Genomic DNA, 15,074 nt, shown 5'->3' with positions numbered 1-15,074 from the left:
TTGCAATTAAAACTCAGTGAATAGGTTTGAACTATTCAATGCAAGTCCAGTTTCGGCTGCATTGTAACAGTTCACCTTGCCAGCCAAAAATTAAAAACTTTTCATTAGAGGAGAAGCAAATGAGAAATTTGAAAGCAATCATAGACAAATCCTCATTGACTAGTGAAGTACCGGCATCATTTGTGGTGTTTCTTGTCGCCCTTCCTCTTTGCATGGGTATTGCGATCGCTTCGGGACTTCCGCCATCTCGCGGCTTAGTTACAGGAATAGTAGGCGGAATTATTGTTGGTGCTGTTTCCGGTTCACCTTTGCTTGTCAGTGGCCCTGCTGCTGGGCTGGCAGTGATTGTTGCAGAAATAGTTAAAGAATATGGCATTGAAATGGTTGGGCCAATTTTGCTGCTAGCGGGTTTAATCCAATTACTCGCAGGTATATTTAAACTTGGCCAGTTGTTTCGCGCCATGTCACCAGCTGTTATTTATGGAATGCTTGCAGGTATTGGGATATTAATCTTAACTTCCCAATTTCACGTCATGCTAGACGATCAACCGCGTATACACGGCATTGAGAATTTAATTTCTATTCCCAACACCATTTACAAAGCCTTCTTCCCTATAGATGGTAGCGTTCATCACGTTGCAGCACTTATAGGTGTAATAACTATTATCAGTCTTCTGCTGTGGGAAAAATTTAAACCCAATAGTTTAAAGTTGATACCTGGTGCACTTGTCGGCGTTGTAATTGCCACCGTCATAGCTACAGTGTATCGATTACCGATTCAGTATGTTGATGTACCTAGCAATTTAGCACAAGCAATTCAATTACCAACACTTGCCAGCTTACCACGCCTAATTCAGGCACCAGTTTTGCTAGATGCGATCGCGATCGCATTTATTGCTAGTACAGAAAGTTTGCTTTCAGCCGTAGCAGTAGATCGACTGCATATCGGGACAAGAACCGATTTTGATCGCGAATTAACAGCCCAAGGAATTGGCAATGTTATATGTGGGTTTTTGGGTGCTTTGCCGATGACAGGAGTGATAGCCCGCAGTTCTGTAAACGTAGAAGCTGGTGCTAAAACTAGATTATCAACGATGCTTCACGGTTTATGGCTGTTAATTTTAGTAATTGCAGCCCCAACCTTGCTGAAAATAATTCCCATTTCTAGTCTGGCAGCAATTCTAGTTGTTACTGGCTACAAACTAATCGAAGTAGAACATATTCGTCAGTTAAAGAAGTATGGACGTTTTCCTCTGGTGATATTTGCTGCCACTTTAATCGGGATTGTTGTTACTGACCTCATCACAGGTGTTTTAATTGGTATTCTGTTGACAGGAGTTTTACTAATTCACAAAATGTCCGTGCTGAATATCCAAATGATTAAGCACGAGAATAATCAGAGAATAGACATTTATTTACAAGGTGCGGCAACATTTGTGAGGCTACCAAAATTAGCGAACATTTTAGAACTGGTGCCTCCAGGAAGTGAATTGCATGTTTATATGCAAGACTTGGCTTATATAGATCACTCTTGCCTAGACTTACTATCAGTGTGGGCAAAACAACAGCAACAAATGGGAAGCACGTTAACTATGCAATGGGATCGTCTAATAGATCGTAATCGCAACCCATTTCCTCTGTAACACTGAAGCTAGATTTTTTATCACGGTGGGGTAGCACAACTGTGCTACCGATTCGTATTTTATGTAATCAGCCAGGGGTTAAGATAGGTTTTATATAGGGAATTTGGATTGAGCTGTAACCGAATCAACCAAAAATATATGACAATTCTCAATGCTCGTAATTTATCTTTAGAAGAAGTTCAGCGTCTGTTTAGCTTTGAAGAACAGTACAGTGACTCATTTTCTAACTACTTATCTCTGGAACCTCTCCTCGAAGTTGAACAACAAGAACTTTTGCAAATTAGAAATGACTTTCGACGCTACCTGACAGCCGGTAAAGTTTCTGAAGGTCAGGTAAAGTTTCTTGCGGTTGCGCCTTTACTAAGATTAGCTGGTTTTTATCGCTATCCAATCGAGATTGTTTTGGAAGAGAATATTGCTGATATTGAAGTTGAAGATGAAGATATCAGAATTAAAGGCAGATTGGATATTTTAGCTATTAGTAAAGCTAAACATACAAAACCTAAAACATATTTTTGGGTACTGTTAATTGAATCTAAAAATAGTCAGATTGATATTTCAACAGGTTTGCCTCAACTTCTCACTTATGCTTATAAAAATTTAGATAATCAAAAATCAGTTTGGGGATTAGCCACTAATGGTAGAAGTTATCAGTTTGTCTATATCGAACAAGGAAATCCCCCTATTTATTATCTGTTGCCAGAATTAAATTTAATGGAAAAAGAGCGTTCAAGTCAGTTGCTACAAGTTTTAAAAGCAATTTGTCAACTTTAAAAGTATTGATGATTAAGGCAACATCCAAGCCAAGGTAAAAATTTATGACTCAAGCCATACCCAAACTAGTAAGCTTTGAAGATTTTGCAGCTTGGCGTCCTCAAGGCGGAAGATACGAATTACATGATGGTGTTATTGTTGAAATGCCCCAACCAACTGGTGAACATGAAGATGTTGTTGGTTTTATCGCTAGAAAACTAACAGTAGAATTTGACCGATTAAATTTACCTTATACAATCCCTAAAACTGCGCTGATAAAACCTTCTAATTCGTTATCTGCCTATTCCCCAGATGTGTTGATATTAAATCGTCCTAATTTAGTGAATGAGCCGCTATGGAAAAAAGAATCAACTGTATCATATCCGGCATCAATTCCCTTAGTAGTTGAGGTAGTTAGTACCAATTGGGATGATGACTACTACACAAAACAAGGTAAGTATGAAGGTATTGGAATTCCTGAATACTGGGTTGTAGATTATCTCGGTTTAGGCGCTAAAAAGTTCACTGGCAACCCCAAACAGCCTACTATGTCTATTTATCAATTAATCGATGGTGAATACCAAGTTACTCAATTTAGAGGTACAGATCGCATAGTCTCGCCTACTTTCCCAGAATTGAATTTAACCGCCGAACAGATTTTTCAAGCTGGAGGTTTCCCAAGTAGTTAAAATTACCCAGAGAGCTTTTTATAAGTTATCTAATTACGAATTACGAATTACGAATTGCGAATTAGTATGAGACTACCTTGGGATCAATGGGAAGCAAGTAACCATGAAATAAAAAAAGTAGCAAGCAAATTTATCTTTGCTAATTGCTATGACAGCCAAAAAACTTGCATTGTACTACAAGCACAACAAGAAGAGTGCCAGATTGAAATCACGCTCTGCCATTCTAATATAGTCAGGTGTTTAGCTAGTTCATCCCGTAGATTTTCGTCTTTGTGAGAGTAAGAAAAGAAAAGCTGTAACAATACCTCTGGCATTTTTGGTCTAAGGAGTAGGATAAATCACGCTTTAAGCAAATTATAGTGTTTTTAGCTGATTTGCTTGAGAACTAACGCCCTAAGTGCGATCGCAATACACTTGACCAAAGCTACGATCGGGATTAATCTCAATCACTAAATCAACCGCTGTCCCATCTCTTACCAACGGCGTGATGAATAATTCCGGGTGAAGCGATCGCCAAAAATAATTGACAAATTGCTCTATCTCTGCATTGTTCATCCCCGATTTACCCGCAGCAATCATCTGCTGTTCCGCCTGTTTACGCCACTCCAAAGAACAGCGGTAATCGGTGGGATACAGCACAATTAAGCTGTCTAATCGCTCCCATAGTGGTAAATAATCGTGGAGACGAAGATTCATCTCACGGGCGAATGCTCTATCTTCATCTGTGACAATTGGCGGTGGCGCAGTATCAAATAAATCAGGATCGATTGGTCGCACACCCACAAACCAACCTTCAAATAGTACAATATCTACATCCGTCACCATTTCTGGATTACTGCGATCGCCAGCACCTCCATAAGCTGATTTATCAAAGCGGGGAAGTATTACCGGGCTTTGCAACTCACGGATTTGATCTAGTACATTTAAGCCTAAGTCTATATCATGGGTTCCTGGTGGGCCGCGCCAAATTAAGCGGGGATCTTGCTGTGTTAGCAGTAAGCGATCGCTGTAAGTTTTATATAAGTCATCCAAAGATAAACTCACAGTCCTGTATCCCAAATGATCGAGAATCAAAATGAGAATTTTGGACATTGTGGTTTTACCAGTACCTTGTCCTCCCAATATTCCTTGAATCAGTGGGCGTCCCAACTGTTGGCGCTGCGATGCTAGTTTGATCCCCAAAGGTAGCCACAAGTCCCACAATACCTGTAACATTTCCTGGGGTTGTACTTGGAGAGTAGCTTGGCAGAATTCGCTAAAAGCTGGGAAAACAGATTTTAGTAAATGCGATCGCCTTTCGATCGTTTCATCAACATTTTCCGGTACAATGCTAAAAGCTTTCGCCTTTAACCGATCTGCCAGCGCTGCTTCTCTTGCTTCCTGCTTCCAAGTTTCCCCCACCCCATTGTTTGCTAAAACACTCAGCCACAAATTCATAAATTCTCCATCTGACTACGATCCCAGCTTAAAAGCTTCGAGAAACAGGCTGTAGATGAAACCAACTTTGAGAAGATTTAGTGAGTCTACCAAGAGCGATCGCCTTTCCAAAAAGCTGCGACTATAAAATATTCTGCTGGTAATTTCCGTCAACAATACTAAAAAAGCCGCTACCACAATATCCAATACACCTTCTTGTCCAGCGGTTGTAGAAACTGCGTTTCCCAGAAAAAAACCGAACAAAAAACTAATTATCAGCAACGATAGGCGTCGCCAAGGATTTAAAAACCATTGCCCAAAGCGTGTAGCAATGGCATCGAACAAGTTGTTGAGACGAGTGTTTTGCATCAAAGGGACTTCTGGGAAAGTCAAGATATCTTGAAATATATCTATATTAATGTAAGAAGGATATTGGTTTTAGTATCAGCTTGTTTGTTACTATTGTAGATATCTACTGGAATTCCGGTGTTTATTCAAATTTAACCATTCTATCATCTTCAGAGAAGTACAGTTTCTTAGAAGATGTTTGGAAACAATAATATTTAGTTTTCTCCCCACATTCAAACCTTAAAAAATGGGAAAATGATTCAAAATTCCCCTTTTTAAAGAAAGCTAGTTCGTTAAGCGGGTTTGCTGACTTGTATTCATGTATGGAAGTAAGCTACTCGTAGTATCTCCCAACAGGAGAAGGGGCTTGTGTAGATTTAGGAAGGAGGATCTCTAAGCACTGGCTATATCACCAAGTACTTTCCAAATATCGTCTTAAGGTGCTTTTAATAGCAGAAGACAAAATACACCACTTAGATTTATCTGACGTTTAGCAAAGGACGCCTTGTTGAACCTGCTAACGGTTTCAGGAAACTTTTATTTTTTTTATACAAATGAATTGGCTTAGGTATCAAATTATCTTGTTTTTATCCATACTTACGGTCAAGAGCCAAAGTAATGGATGTCTGTACCTCATGTTTTTCAAACATCAAAGAGATTATATCCTTCAAATGTTTTCTAATCAAAATGATATTTATCATACATTCGTATTCCTAATTTTAGGAAAGTCTATATTCGGCTATTTTGTGTAATTATCTTTTGGGATAATAGGCTACTATTTGGTCAAGTCTAGACAAAATATTTATTTCTAAATAACTATCAATATGAAATCTTTAGTGTATCGTAACGTCGGTATTACAGCTTTGTGCTTGGGACTGCTTGTTGCTCTGGTGGGATGCTTTGGACTGAGCGTATCCTTTGAGTCCACTAACCCAGATACAAACCCAGATACATCTTCACAACTGCCAACAGAAACTCAAGAGTGGCATACAACTTCGGTTGTACCTGAAAAAGGTATTTCCGCTAGTCTATCTACTCCAGCGCCTACCCCAACCAATCAAATAGAACATAGCAGTAAACAGAATACTTATCCTGTCCTAGCAGAGCGTGATAAATCAGCAAGCATTGCCAAAGATCGAGGGACTTTGCGAATGAGCAATCAAACAAATCAGCCTGTGCGACTGGTTCTACTGGCACGACAGTCAGTAGCAAAAGGAGCTAGTAAAAAACAAACTCACTACGATGTACCGGCACATTGGGATTTTGCTCCCGAAGAAGGTAGTGAGAAGGGACTGGTTCTATCTCTACCTCAAAATAATTTAAAGCTGGAGAAGGGAGATGTTTTAGTTGCTTTTGCACAAGATGGTTCCCGTCGTTACTGGGGCCCTTATATTATTGGCGAAACTCAATTACCTAAATGGAATTCCCAAAACAGAGAATGGCAACTTGTGCTGAGTCAATAGACTTCTTGGCATTGTGGGGATAGAGGAACTCGGAACTCAGCACTCTTCATATCCTTACCCTACAGTTGGTAAAGTGTTAAGTAATGGATAGAGGAAAATTGTTGAATTAAAAATCCCGAAGAACAAAAGATAGATAACCAACGACTATTGATTAGTGATTATTGACTATTGACTAAATGAGAATGAAATTGAGTGTTAAGCACACTGTTGATCGGTGGTTCAACAAAATAGCAAAAAATCCAGCCCTGAGTGTAACTGTGTCGATTTTGTGGTTGATGGTGGTTGGCTGGGTGGCTTTTGGATGGAATTTGGGCAACATTGGCTTAATTGATGAAACAGAGCCGCTCTTTGCCGAAGCTTCGCGCCAGATGTTCGTTACAGGTGATTGGATTACCCCATTTTTCAATGGTGATACTCGTTTCGATAAACCTGCTTTAATTTACTGGTGTCAGGCGATCGCATATCATCTGATTGGCGTGAATGAATGGGCAGTACGCCTTCCTTCTGCGATCGCAGCATTCGGCTTAGTTTGTTTAGCTTTTTACACCATCCAGTGGTATCTGGCTAAACAAGACGAATTAGAGCAAGTTTCACGTCCTAATCGTCGCTACTTAACATCTTTTATCGCAGCCGCGCTCATGGCACTCAATCCCGAAACTATTATTTGGGCGAGAACGGGTGTCTCTGATATGCTGCTCACCGGATGCATGGCATCGGCTTTGTTATGTTTCTTTCTAGGGTACGCAGGGGAGCAGGGGAGCAGGGGAGCAGAATTAATCAGCAATGCCCATTACCCCTTATCCCCAGAGGGGGCCCCACCTTCCCCAATGCCCCATGCCCCATTTCCTAATAAGTGGTACTTAGCTTTTTATGTGCTGATTGCTGGCGCAATTTTGACTAAAGGGCCAGTGGGAATTGTTTTACCGGGGCTAATTGTTGCTGCCTTTTTGCTTTACGTGGGTAAAGTGCGAGAAGTGTTGCAGGAAATGCACCTTCTCATAGGTATACTGATAATTATCGCTTTGTCAGTGCCCTGGTATGCTTTAGTAATTTGGCGCAATGGCTGGAATTACATTAACTCCTTTTTTGGTTATCACAACCTGGAACGCTTTACAGAAGTAGTTAATGGTCACTCAGCACCTTGGTATTTTTACTTTTTAGTCGTGCTGTTGGGTTTTGCACCATACTCAGTGTATTTACCAGCTTCTATAATCAGACTAAAGTTTTGGCAGCGATCGCATTGGCGATCCCTTGAACGTTTTCAGCAATTTGGTTTATTTGCCTGGTTCTGGTTTGCTAGCATCTTTGCCTTTTTTAGCATTGCCGTTACTAAACTTCCTAGCTATGTATTGCCTTTAATGCCAGCAGCAGCAATCCTGGTAGCCCTGTTGTGGAGCGACCTTTTTTCAGATACAAAGACACGGCAAACAATTCCTGTTTCCCCCTCTCCCACTCAATCCATCTCCGCGTCTTTGCTGCGAATAAGTGGTTGGGTGAATGTAGTATTTTTATCAATTCTGGCAACAGCACTGCTCAACATCACCCATATATTAGGTACCGATCCAGCGATCAGTAACTTCCACGAACTAATTGAACAATCTGGTTTACCAGTAATCGCGGGTATAATTTGGCTAGTTTCTGCTGTTTTGGTCGCAGGTTTATTATTGAGTCGCCGCTGGAACTACATTATCGGTATTAATTTAATCGGTTTTGTGGCGTTTGTAATTTTTGTCTTAACACCGGCTTCGTTCTTTATCGATCGAGAACGTCAATTACCCTTAAGGGAATTGTCTGCGGTCATTTTAGAAGCAAAACAACCAAATGAAGAATTGATCATGCTTGGCTTCAAAAAGCCTAGTGTGGTATTTTACAGCCACATCCATGTAAATTATTTAAAATTTCCCCAAGAGGCTGTAGAGCATATTAAAAACAAGGCTGCTAAAGGACTAAAACCTTCTTCAGTGCTGCTGTTGGCCGAACAGAAAAAGTTTTTGAAAATGGATTTACAGCCAGATGATTACAAGAATTTGTCAACCAAGGGTGCTTATAACTTGGTTCGAGTTCCTTTTAAGAAAATGAAAAATCAAAAAATAGATATATCATAAATTGTCATTAGTCATTTGTCGTTTGTCCTTTGCAAATAACGAATGACGAATGACGAATGACTAATAACCCAATTAACATTTGCCATTGTAACCGTTGACAGCTAAAGCTTGATTTATCTGGTTTAATAGGTCTTCCATTGATATCGATCGCGGTAATATTTGGGTAGCGATCGCACCAACAACAGTTTCTATCGATTCCAAACCATTCTTCTTCTGCTTGTTAATTTCCCGATTGGCTACTCCATCCTGGAAACTGGTTTCTGAGCGATTTAATCGCTGATTTAGTACCAAAATTGGTGGCAACTTTAAAGGCGAATCTCCCAATGTTTTCAGTGCTTTGAGCACATCTTTGTGGATAGAGGTTTCTCCTAAACAAATTAGCAATAAGTCAACGCTTTCGTGGCGAATCTGTTGCAACACTTCTGCCCAACAAGGACTCATCGCCGCTTTGAAGCCTGCTGTTTGGAGGTACTGAATTAAAGCTTGGAACCATTCAGATCCCCGTTCAGCAGTTTCACTACTAATTGAGCAATTTTTCTCTGTCCGATAACCCTTCGCTGGCTTACGTCTTACCTGGGGGAAATCCCGCAGCATTGTTAAATCCACTACTAAAATGTTGGGAGGGCAGCAAATACCAGAAGCAATTTCTAGTACTGATAGTAAAGCATCTGTTTTCTCGGGGCGACTGCTGTTATCTTTCGCAAATGGTGTTAAGTAAGGAAATACAGATAGCCCTGGTATTTTAGAAGCGATTAAAGTAGTTGCAACATCGCAAGTAACCAGTGGTATAGCTGCTAAACGTGGATGTCCAATTAGTTGTTGCAAATAAATTTGGGCGGTGGTACTTTCGACATCTAGCAAAATCACATCAAACTGCCATACCCGCGCCAAAAGTTCTGCCTGATCTAGGTCATCTACTTCAATCACCCGATGTTCTCGAAGTGAGGGGTGGGGATTGACCGATTCTAACTGGGGATTCACTAACCTGAGAATTCGCAGTGGGGTTTTAGTTGGGATAATTGCACTATTATTTAACCCTATCTGCGGTATTACTTGTGCAGTACATAATTTTTCGAGAACTGGTGCTAAGACCTGATGTTCTACTGGCAAACTTAAGAAACCATCGGCTCGGTTAGCAAATGCTTGCTCCTTTTCGGCTCCCGTCGCTGTCACAATTACAGATATATGACGGGTTGCAGTGTCAGATTTTAGTAAAGTTAGTACATCCCAGCCTGATAGCAGGGGTAGCAACGGATTTAAAAATATCGCTATTGGTTGCAAGCGCCGCGCTTTTTCGACTGCTTCTGTGCCCGATCGCGCAATCACTACGCGATATCCTAAACCTTTGAGTTGTTCGGTCAAGTCTTCAATATATCGAGCTACTGCCTCGACTACCAAGACCAATCGTTGCGAACTCGCGGGATGATGCTGTGTAAGCGTACTAACTTGCTGACGAGCGGCGGAGTTTTCCCGTGTCGGTTGGTATCGTGTCTCCTCCTCTTCTCTGATTCCCATATCTGGTTCCGAAAAGCCTGTTTTCGGAGGACTGGGCGGCAGAAGTAGGGTAAACTGGCTACCTTTACCTTCACGCGATAAGAAGCTGACATCTCCTCCGTGGAGGCGAGCCAAGGCGCGAGTTAATACTAGCCCTAAACCAGTGCCTTCAAATTGACGGGTGAGGGGATTTTCCAGTTGTTGGAATTTTTGAAAGATTAAATGTTGCTGGTGTTCGGGAATGCCAATGCCTGTATCCCAAACTGTAAAGGCAATCCATCCTTCCCAACGACTCACCCGTAGCCCAATTTCACCAGATATTTCGGTGAATTTAAAGGCGTTGGAAAGTAAGTGTACTAGCATCTGGCGTAAGCGCAATTCGTCTGCCACCATCTGATCTAAACCTAGTTCAATGGAAAGACAGAATTGAGGAGCAGATAAACGGGCATTTGCAGGTGGTGAGGCAGATGTCGCTTTGGTGGTTTGAGTGTGGATAGCTTTGGCTTCCGATAGGGCGCGATCGCACACAGCCTGAATTTTCACCGGAGTCAGCGTCAAATCCATTTGTCCCGTCTCCATCCGGGTCAAATCTAAAATGTCATTGACAACACTCATCAGGTGGCGTCCGCTTTGATGAATCAGTCCCGCATAACGGGCTTGACGCTCGTTGAGTTCTCCCAATTGCTGATCCACTAGCAAGCGCGATAATCCCAAAACGGCAGTTAAGGGAGTTTTGAGTTCATGACTAATACAAGCTAAAAATTCGTCTTTTAACCGATTTAGTTGAATTAAATCGGCATTCTTCGCTGCTAGTTCTTTACAAAGCTGCTGCTGTTCAGTGACATCAGTAGCTAAAACCAACCACAAATCAGTGCTGAGTGCAATTTCCTCTTCAGCACTCATCACTTTAAATTCAGGACTATCTAAGGGAATTTTGGCAAACTGCCAGATTCGCTCTTGACCATTTTGGACTTCGACAACGCAGGTACAAGTACCCACCTGACTATCTAAATAGCATCGGCTGTATGCAGCATGACCTGATGCTTCTTCCTGAATCAGTTCTTCTTCACCACCATGCTCATTCTCCCTAACATTGGGATGAACGTTGATTGCTGGTTGAGTGAGATATTCTGCTATTTCGGAGCGGTTAGCGACAAGTATTGCCTCCACCTGTTGCCTAACCCCTTCTGGATCTTTTAAGGTTCCTAGTTGCTGCCACCAAGCGGGATTTCGGGCTACCACCTCGCCAGTACCTGTTTGCAACATCAAAGGCCAAGGCAGTCTTTCTAGCAAGTGTACTAATGGCTGATGTCCTAAGGACTTGGGTTCATTTGGCCTACCATCATACTCATGACGATGCTCGCGAGACTTTTGTAAGCCAGCCATACGTTCTTGAGCCAGCGATCGCAACAGGCGCGAACTATCTAGCAGCCCCAAATATCGACCATCAGAGTCAATCAGCGCCAAATCTAAATTTTGGGGTTTTTCGAGTTGTGAATCGCACCAGCGCAAGCTTAATCGCTCTACACGCTCAGAAGCTGATATTGTCTGTATTGGCTCAATTAGACCTTGACCCCAGGTAGATAGCGATTGTTGTAAATTTAGATTTTTATCGTCACTATGTGTTAATAATTTTGGGATTAAACGGGCAGAATACAACAATCCGATGGGGCATTGCTGTTGATTTACTACTACCAAGCGATCGCACTGCTCTTGCTCAAAAATCTCCAACACCACTGCCAGAGAACTTGTTTGGGGGCAGCTAGGTACGGTTGCCTGAAAGTCATAAAGCGGGTAATCTAGCATTAACATAGGGATTTGGGGGTCATTCTTCCTGTGGAACCCTCCGGCATTTCCATCTGCCAGTTGATGGTCTTTTTGCCTGAAGTCATATCCTTTAAGAAGACTCATATAAGCAACTCTGGTTATTTCAACGCTATTAAAACAACGGGATTTACACTAACGGACACGGGAATTACAAACGGGTGCATTTTTCCAAGAGGCGACGTTTCTCATTTCTAGCAACTAGCCTCTCCAGTGTCTTACTGGTATTTAAACTCCTCATCGATAGCGACGGCTAAAACAATTATGGCTCCAAAGATTCGCTTTAGAACCTTGAGGAATTATAATGATTTGGAATGCGACAATCCTTTAAGTTCGTTTAAGTATCTTATCAAGGAGCAAAATAAAAAAATCTATCTATTTATGTACATAGATATGTAAATCATGAGTTAGCTACTGTGTCTTGCTATGCCGACGGATACCTCATCATTAAAGACCTACTAAGTTCTACCAGTTAGTTGCTGCACTAAATTGTTAAGTGCCTAGCACTATCTGCTCGTATAGAGCGTTATTTTGGGGTTAACTCACCAGTTGACTGCACACCCAGTATTCCCCTACAAGCGTTAGCCAAACTTATCAGCCCATGTTTCTTGGTCAGGGCGATCGAGGAGATATATTCAAGAATAGATGTTATTACCGATATTAATTCTGCAATCTAATGTTAACAAATGCTTAAACAATCCAGTTGACTTAGCCAACCTAAAAGGTTTGAGTACCTGGGTGGGGCAATTGATGGACGCAATTATTGCCCAATTTTGCTACTTACTTGTTGCTGCAACAACCTCTGGAAAAATTAACTATTTACCAAATCGGCCGCCACAAAATCCAACTAAGGCATACACTAGCAAGTACGTTTATGTATTTGCCAGTCAGATGCAAAAAAGCCAGCAGCATTTTCAGGAGATGACTACGGGAGAAAGAGAAAGACTATTAAGACAGCTTAAAATAGATTATAGCCTGATTCTTATAGATTATTTTACTACAGACAAAACACTTAAAGATAAAATTGATAAATTTATCAATGCTATATTTTATGCTAATATTCCTGTGCCCCAAATAATCGAAATTCACATGGAGGTAATTGAAGAATTTTCTCACCAGCTAAAATTAGAAGGAAGGAGCAATGAAACGTTACTTGATTACCGCCTAACGTTGATCGATATCTTGGCTCACTTGTGCGAAGTTTATAGGAGTTCGATTTCTAAATAAATTAAGTTTATCGCTGTATATTCCACTTGGAACATACTACTGATGTTAGTTACTGCCAATGCGCGATAGCTGCGCGCAGCTTTCCGCAGAGAAGGCATCGCATCTTATTATTTTATGCTCATGACTAGTTATTAAGTATATGAATAAAGCCAGAAAAACCTACGTTCTCAAGCTTTACGTAGCAGGTAACACTCCTAATTCAGTCCGGGCATTAAAAACACTCAAAGATATTTTAGAGCAGGAGTTTGAAGGTGTTTATGCTTTAAAAGTTATCGATGTATTGAAAAGTCCACAACTGGCGGAAGAAGATAAAATCTTGGCAACGCCGACATTATCTAAAATTTTGCCTCCCCCCGTTCGCAAAATTATTGGGGATCTTTCAGATAGAGAAAGAGTGTTAATTGGATTGGATTTGCTCTATGAAGAACTGAGTGAAGAAGACTTTGAAGAGTAAATTTTTACTCATAAAAAATTGAGTCCAAAATTTAGTAATAAAAAAACAGGTTTTAATACCCTTTTGTTATCAAGCAATGAGTCAAAACGAGCCAGTAGAACCAAAACAACCACCGATAATTAGGGGTGTAGAAAAAATTCGGACGATGATCGAAGGGTTTGATGATATTAGTCATGGTGGTTTACCAATTGGTAGAACCACCTTGATTAGTGGTACATCCGGCACAGGTAAAACCTTATTTTCTCTTCAGTTTCTCTATAACGGTATCACCTACTTTGATGAACCAGGAGTATTTGTAACCTTTGAGGAATCACCAAGCGATATTATTAAAAATGCCAATATTTTTGGTTGGAACTTGCCCCGCTTAATCGAAGAAGGCAAGTTGTTTATTCTTGATGCATCTCCCGATCCAGAAGGTCAAGATATCGTGGGAAATTTTGACCTTTCTGCACTCATTGAGCGCTTGCAATATGCCATCCGCAAATACAAAGCTAAACGAGTTTCCATCGACTCAATAACAGCAGTATTTCAGCAGTATGAAGCGATGGGAGTAGTGCGACGCGAAATTTTTCGCCTAGTAGCACGTCTCAAAGTACTGAGTGTCACCACTGTAATTACCACTGAACGCGGTGAAGAATATGGGCCCGTTGCCTCTTTCGGAGTAGAAGAATTTGTTTCCGATAATGTAGTAATTGTTCGCAACGCTTTAGAAGGAGAACGCCGCCGTCGCACAATTGAAATTCTGAAATTGCGCGGCACAACTCACATGAAAGGCGAGTATCCCTTCACGATTACTAATGAAGGAGTTAACATCTTCCCACTCGGAGCAATGCGCTTGACTCAACGTTCTTCTAATGTCAGGGTATCTTCTGGTGTCAAAACTTTAGATGAAATGTGCGGTGGGGGTTTCTTTAAAGATTCAATTATTTTGGCGACAGGAGCTACAGGTACTGGTAAAACCCTGTTAGTAAGCAAATTTATTCAAGATGGCTGCCTGAATGGAGAACAGGCGATATTATTTGCTTATGAAGAATCACGCGCTCAACTATCTCGTAATGCTTCCTCTTGGGGAATTGATTTTGAAAAATTAGAAGATCGAGGTTTACTCAAAATCATCTGTACCTATCCTGAATCAACTGGTTTAGAAGACCACTTACAAATTATTAAATCAGAAATTGCTATTTTCAAACCCGCTCGGATTGCTATTGATTCTCTATCAGCATTAGCTAGAGGAGTTACGAATAATGCATTTCGGCAGTTTGTAATTGGTGTGACAGGTTATGCTAAACAAGAAGAAATTACTGGTTTCTTTACTAACACAACCGATCAATTTTTAGGAGCACATTCGATTACTGACTCTCATATTTCTACGATTACCGATACAATTCTGATGTTACAATACGTAGAAATTCGCGGAGAAATGTCGCGGGCAATTAACGTATTCAAAATGCGCGGGTCTTGGCATGATAAAGGAATTCGTGAGTATAATATTACTGCTGACGGGCCCGAAATTAAAGATTCTTTCCGAAACTACGAACGGATTATCAGCGGTGCTCCTACTCGCGTTAGTATCGATGAAAAGGCGGAACTTTCTCGCATTGTTAGACGTTTTGAAGACAAACAGAGTTCCGAACCCTAAATTTAGTATCGTAGTATAT

General features: G+C 41.0%; 11 protein-coding genes. 8 read left to right on the top strand and 3 right to left on the bottom strand.

Annotation, left to right across the window (positions count from 1 at the left end):
• The first annotated feature begins 119 nt into the window (after window positions 1–119).
• The 3 genes from V7K44_RS09085 to V7K44_RS09075 all read left to right on the top strand — a co-directional run bounded on the left by V7K44_RS09085 (window position 120) and on the right by V7K44_RS09075 (window position 3,085).
• Window positions 120–1,643, top strand: coding sequence for a SulP family inorganic anion transporter (locus V7K44_RS09085; RefSeq protein ID WP_334930698.1), 1,524 nt, complete (start codon window positions 120–122; stop codon window positions 1,641–1,643).
• A 138-nt stretch (window positions 1,644–1,781) separates the two neighbouring features.
• Window positions 1,782–2,417 (top strand): restriction endonuclease subunit R, encoded by a 636-nt coding sequence (locus V7K44_RS09080; RefSeq protein WP_334930696.1) that lies wholly within the window; start codon window positions 1,782–1,784, stop codon window positions 2,415–2,417.
• Between the two features lie 44 nt (window positions 2,418–2,461).
• Window positions 2,462–3,085 carry a Uma2 family endonuclease gene (locus tag V7K44_RS09075; protein ID WP_334930695.1) on the top strand — a complete coding sequence of 208 codons (624 nt, stop codon included), beginning with the start codon at window positions 2,462–2,464 and terminating at the stop codon, window positions 3,083–3,085.
• Between the two features lie 393 nt (window positions 3,086–3,478).
• On the opposite strand, the gene V7K44_RS09070 is transcribed toward V7K44_RS09075, so the two are convergent.
• Window positions 3,479–4,522, bottom strand: a complete 1,044-nt coding sequence (locus V7K44_RS09070; protein ID WP_334930693.1) for a glycerate kinase — start codon at window positions 4,520–4,522, stop codon at window positions 3,479–3,481.
• 15 nt (window positions 4,523–4,537) lie between these two features.
• Window positions 4,538–4,870 (bottom strand): DUF565 domain-containing protein, encoded by a 333-nt coding sequence (locus tag V7K44_RS09065; RefSeq protein ID WP_334930691.1) that lies wholly within the window; start codon window positions 4,868–4,870, stop codon window positions 4,538–4,540.
• Between the two features lie 803 nt (window positions 4,871–5,673).
• Here V7K44_RS09065 and V7K44_RS09060 point away from each other — a divergent pair.
• Together V7K44_RS09060 and V7K44_RS09055 are read left to right on the top strand one after the other, a co-directional pair.
• Window positions 5,674–6,312, top strand: coding sequence for a hypothetical protein (locus V7K44_RS09060; RefSeq protein ID WP_334930689.1), 639 nt, complete (start codon window positions 5,674–5,676; stop codon window positions 6,310–6,312).
• 176 nt (window positions 6,313–6,488) lie between these two features.
• Window positions 6,489–8,417 carry a glycosyltransferase family 39 protein gene (locus tag V7K44_RS09055; protein ID WP_334930687.1) on the top strand — a complete coding sequence of 643 codons (1,929 nt, stop codon included), beginning with the start codon at window positions 6,489–6,491 and terminating at the stop codon, window positions 8,415–8,417.
• A 72-nt stretch (window positions 8,418–8,489) separates the two neighbouring features.
• Here the strand turns inward: V7K44_RS09055 and V7K44_RS09050 are convergent, their stop codons facing one another.
• Entirely contained in the window at window positions 8,490–11,822 is a 3,333-nt protein-coding gene (locus V7K44_RS09050) for an ATP-binding response regulator (RefSeq protein WP_442940673.1), read from the bottom strand.
• Between the two features lie 558 nt (window positions 11,823–12,380).
• On the opposite strand from V7K44_RS09050, the gene V7K44_RS09045 reads away from it, so the two are divergent.
• From V7K44_RS09045 to kaiC, 3 genes are all read left to right on the top strand, one after another.
• On the top strand, window positions 12,381–12,962 hold the full coding sequence (locus V7K44_RS09045) for a KaiA family protein (RefSeq protein ID WP_334930685.1): 582 nt from the start codon (window positions 12,381–12,383) through the stop codon (window positions 12,960–12,962).
• A 139-nt stretch (window positions 12,963–13,101) separates the two neighbouring features.
• Window positions 13,102–13,416, top strand: a complete 315-nt coding sequence (kaiB, locus tag V7K44_RS09040; protein ID WP_099099291.1) for a circadian clock protein KaiB — start codon at window positions 13,102–13,104, stop codon at window positions 13,414–13,416.
• A 76-nt stretch (window positions 13,417–13,492) separates the two neighbouring features.
• Window positions 13,493–15,055, top strand: a complete 1,563-nt coding sequence (gene kaiC / locus V7K44_RS09035; RefSeq protein WP_334930683.1) for a circadian clock protein KaiC — start codon at window positions 13,493–13,495, stop codon at window positions 15,053–15,055.
• Window positions 15,056–15,074: the final 19 nt, after the last annotated feature.

Source organism: Nostoc sp. (assembly GCF_036917235.1).
Taxonomy (GTDB): domain Bacteria; phylum Cyanobacteriota; class Cyanobacteriia; order Cyanobacteriales; family Nostocaceae; genus Nostoc.
Note: the sequence above shows the minus strand (reverse complement) of the source record. Positions and strands in the feature narration are given on the sequence as shown.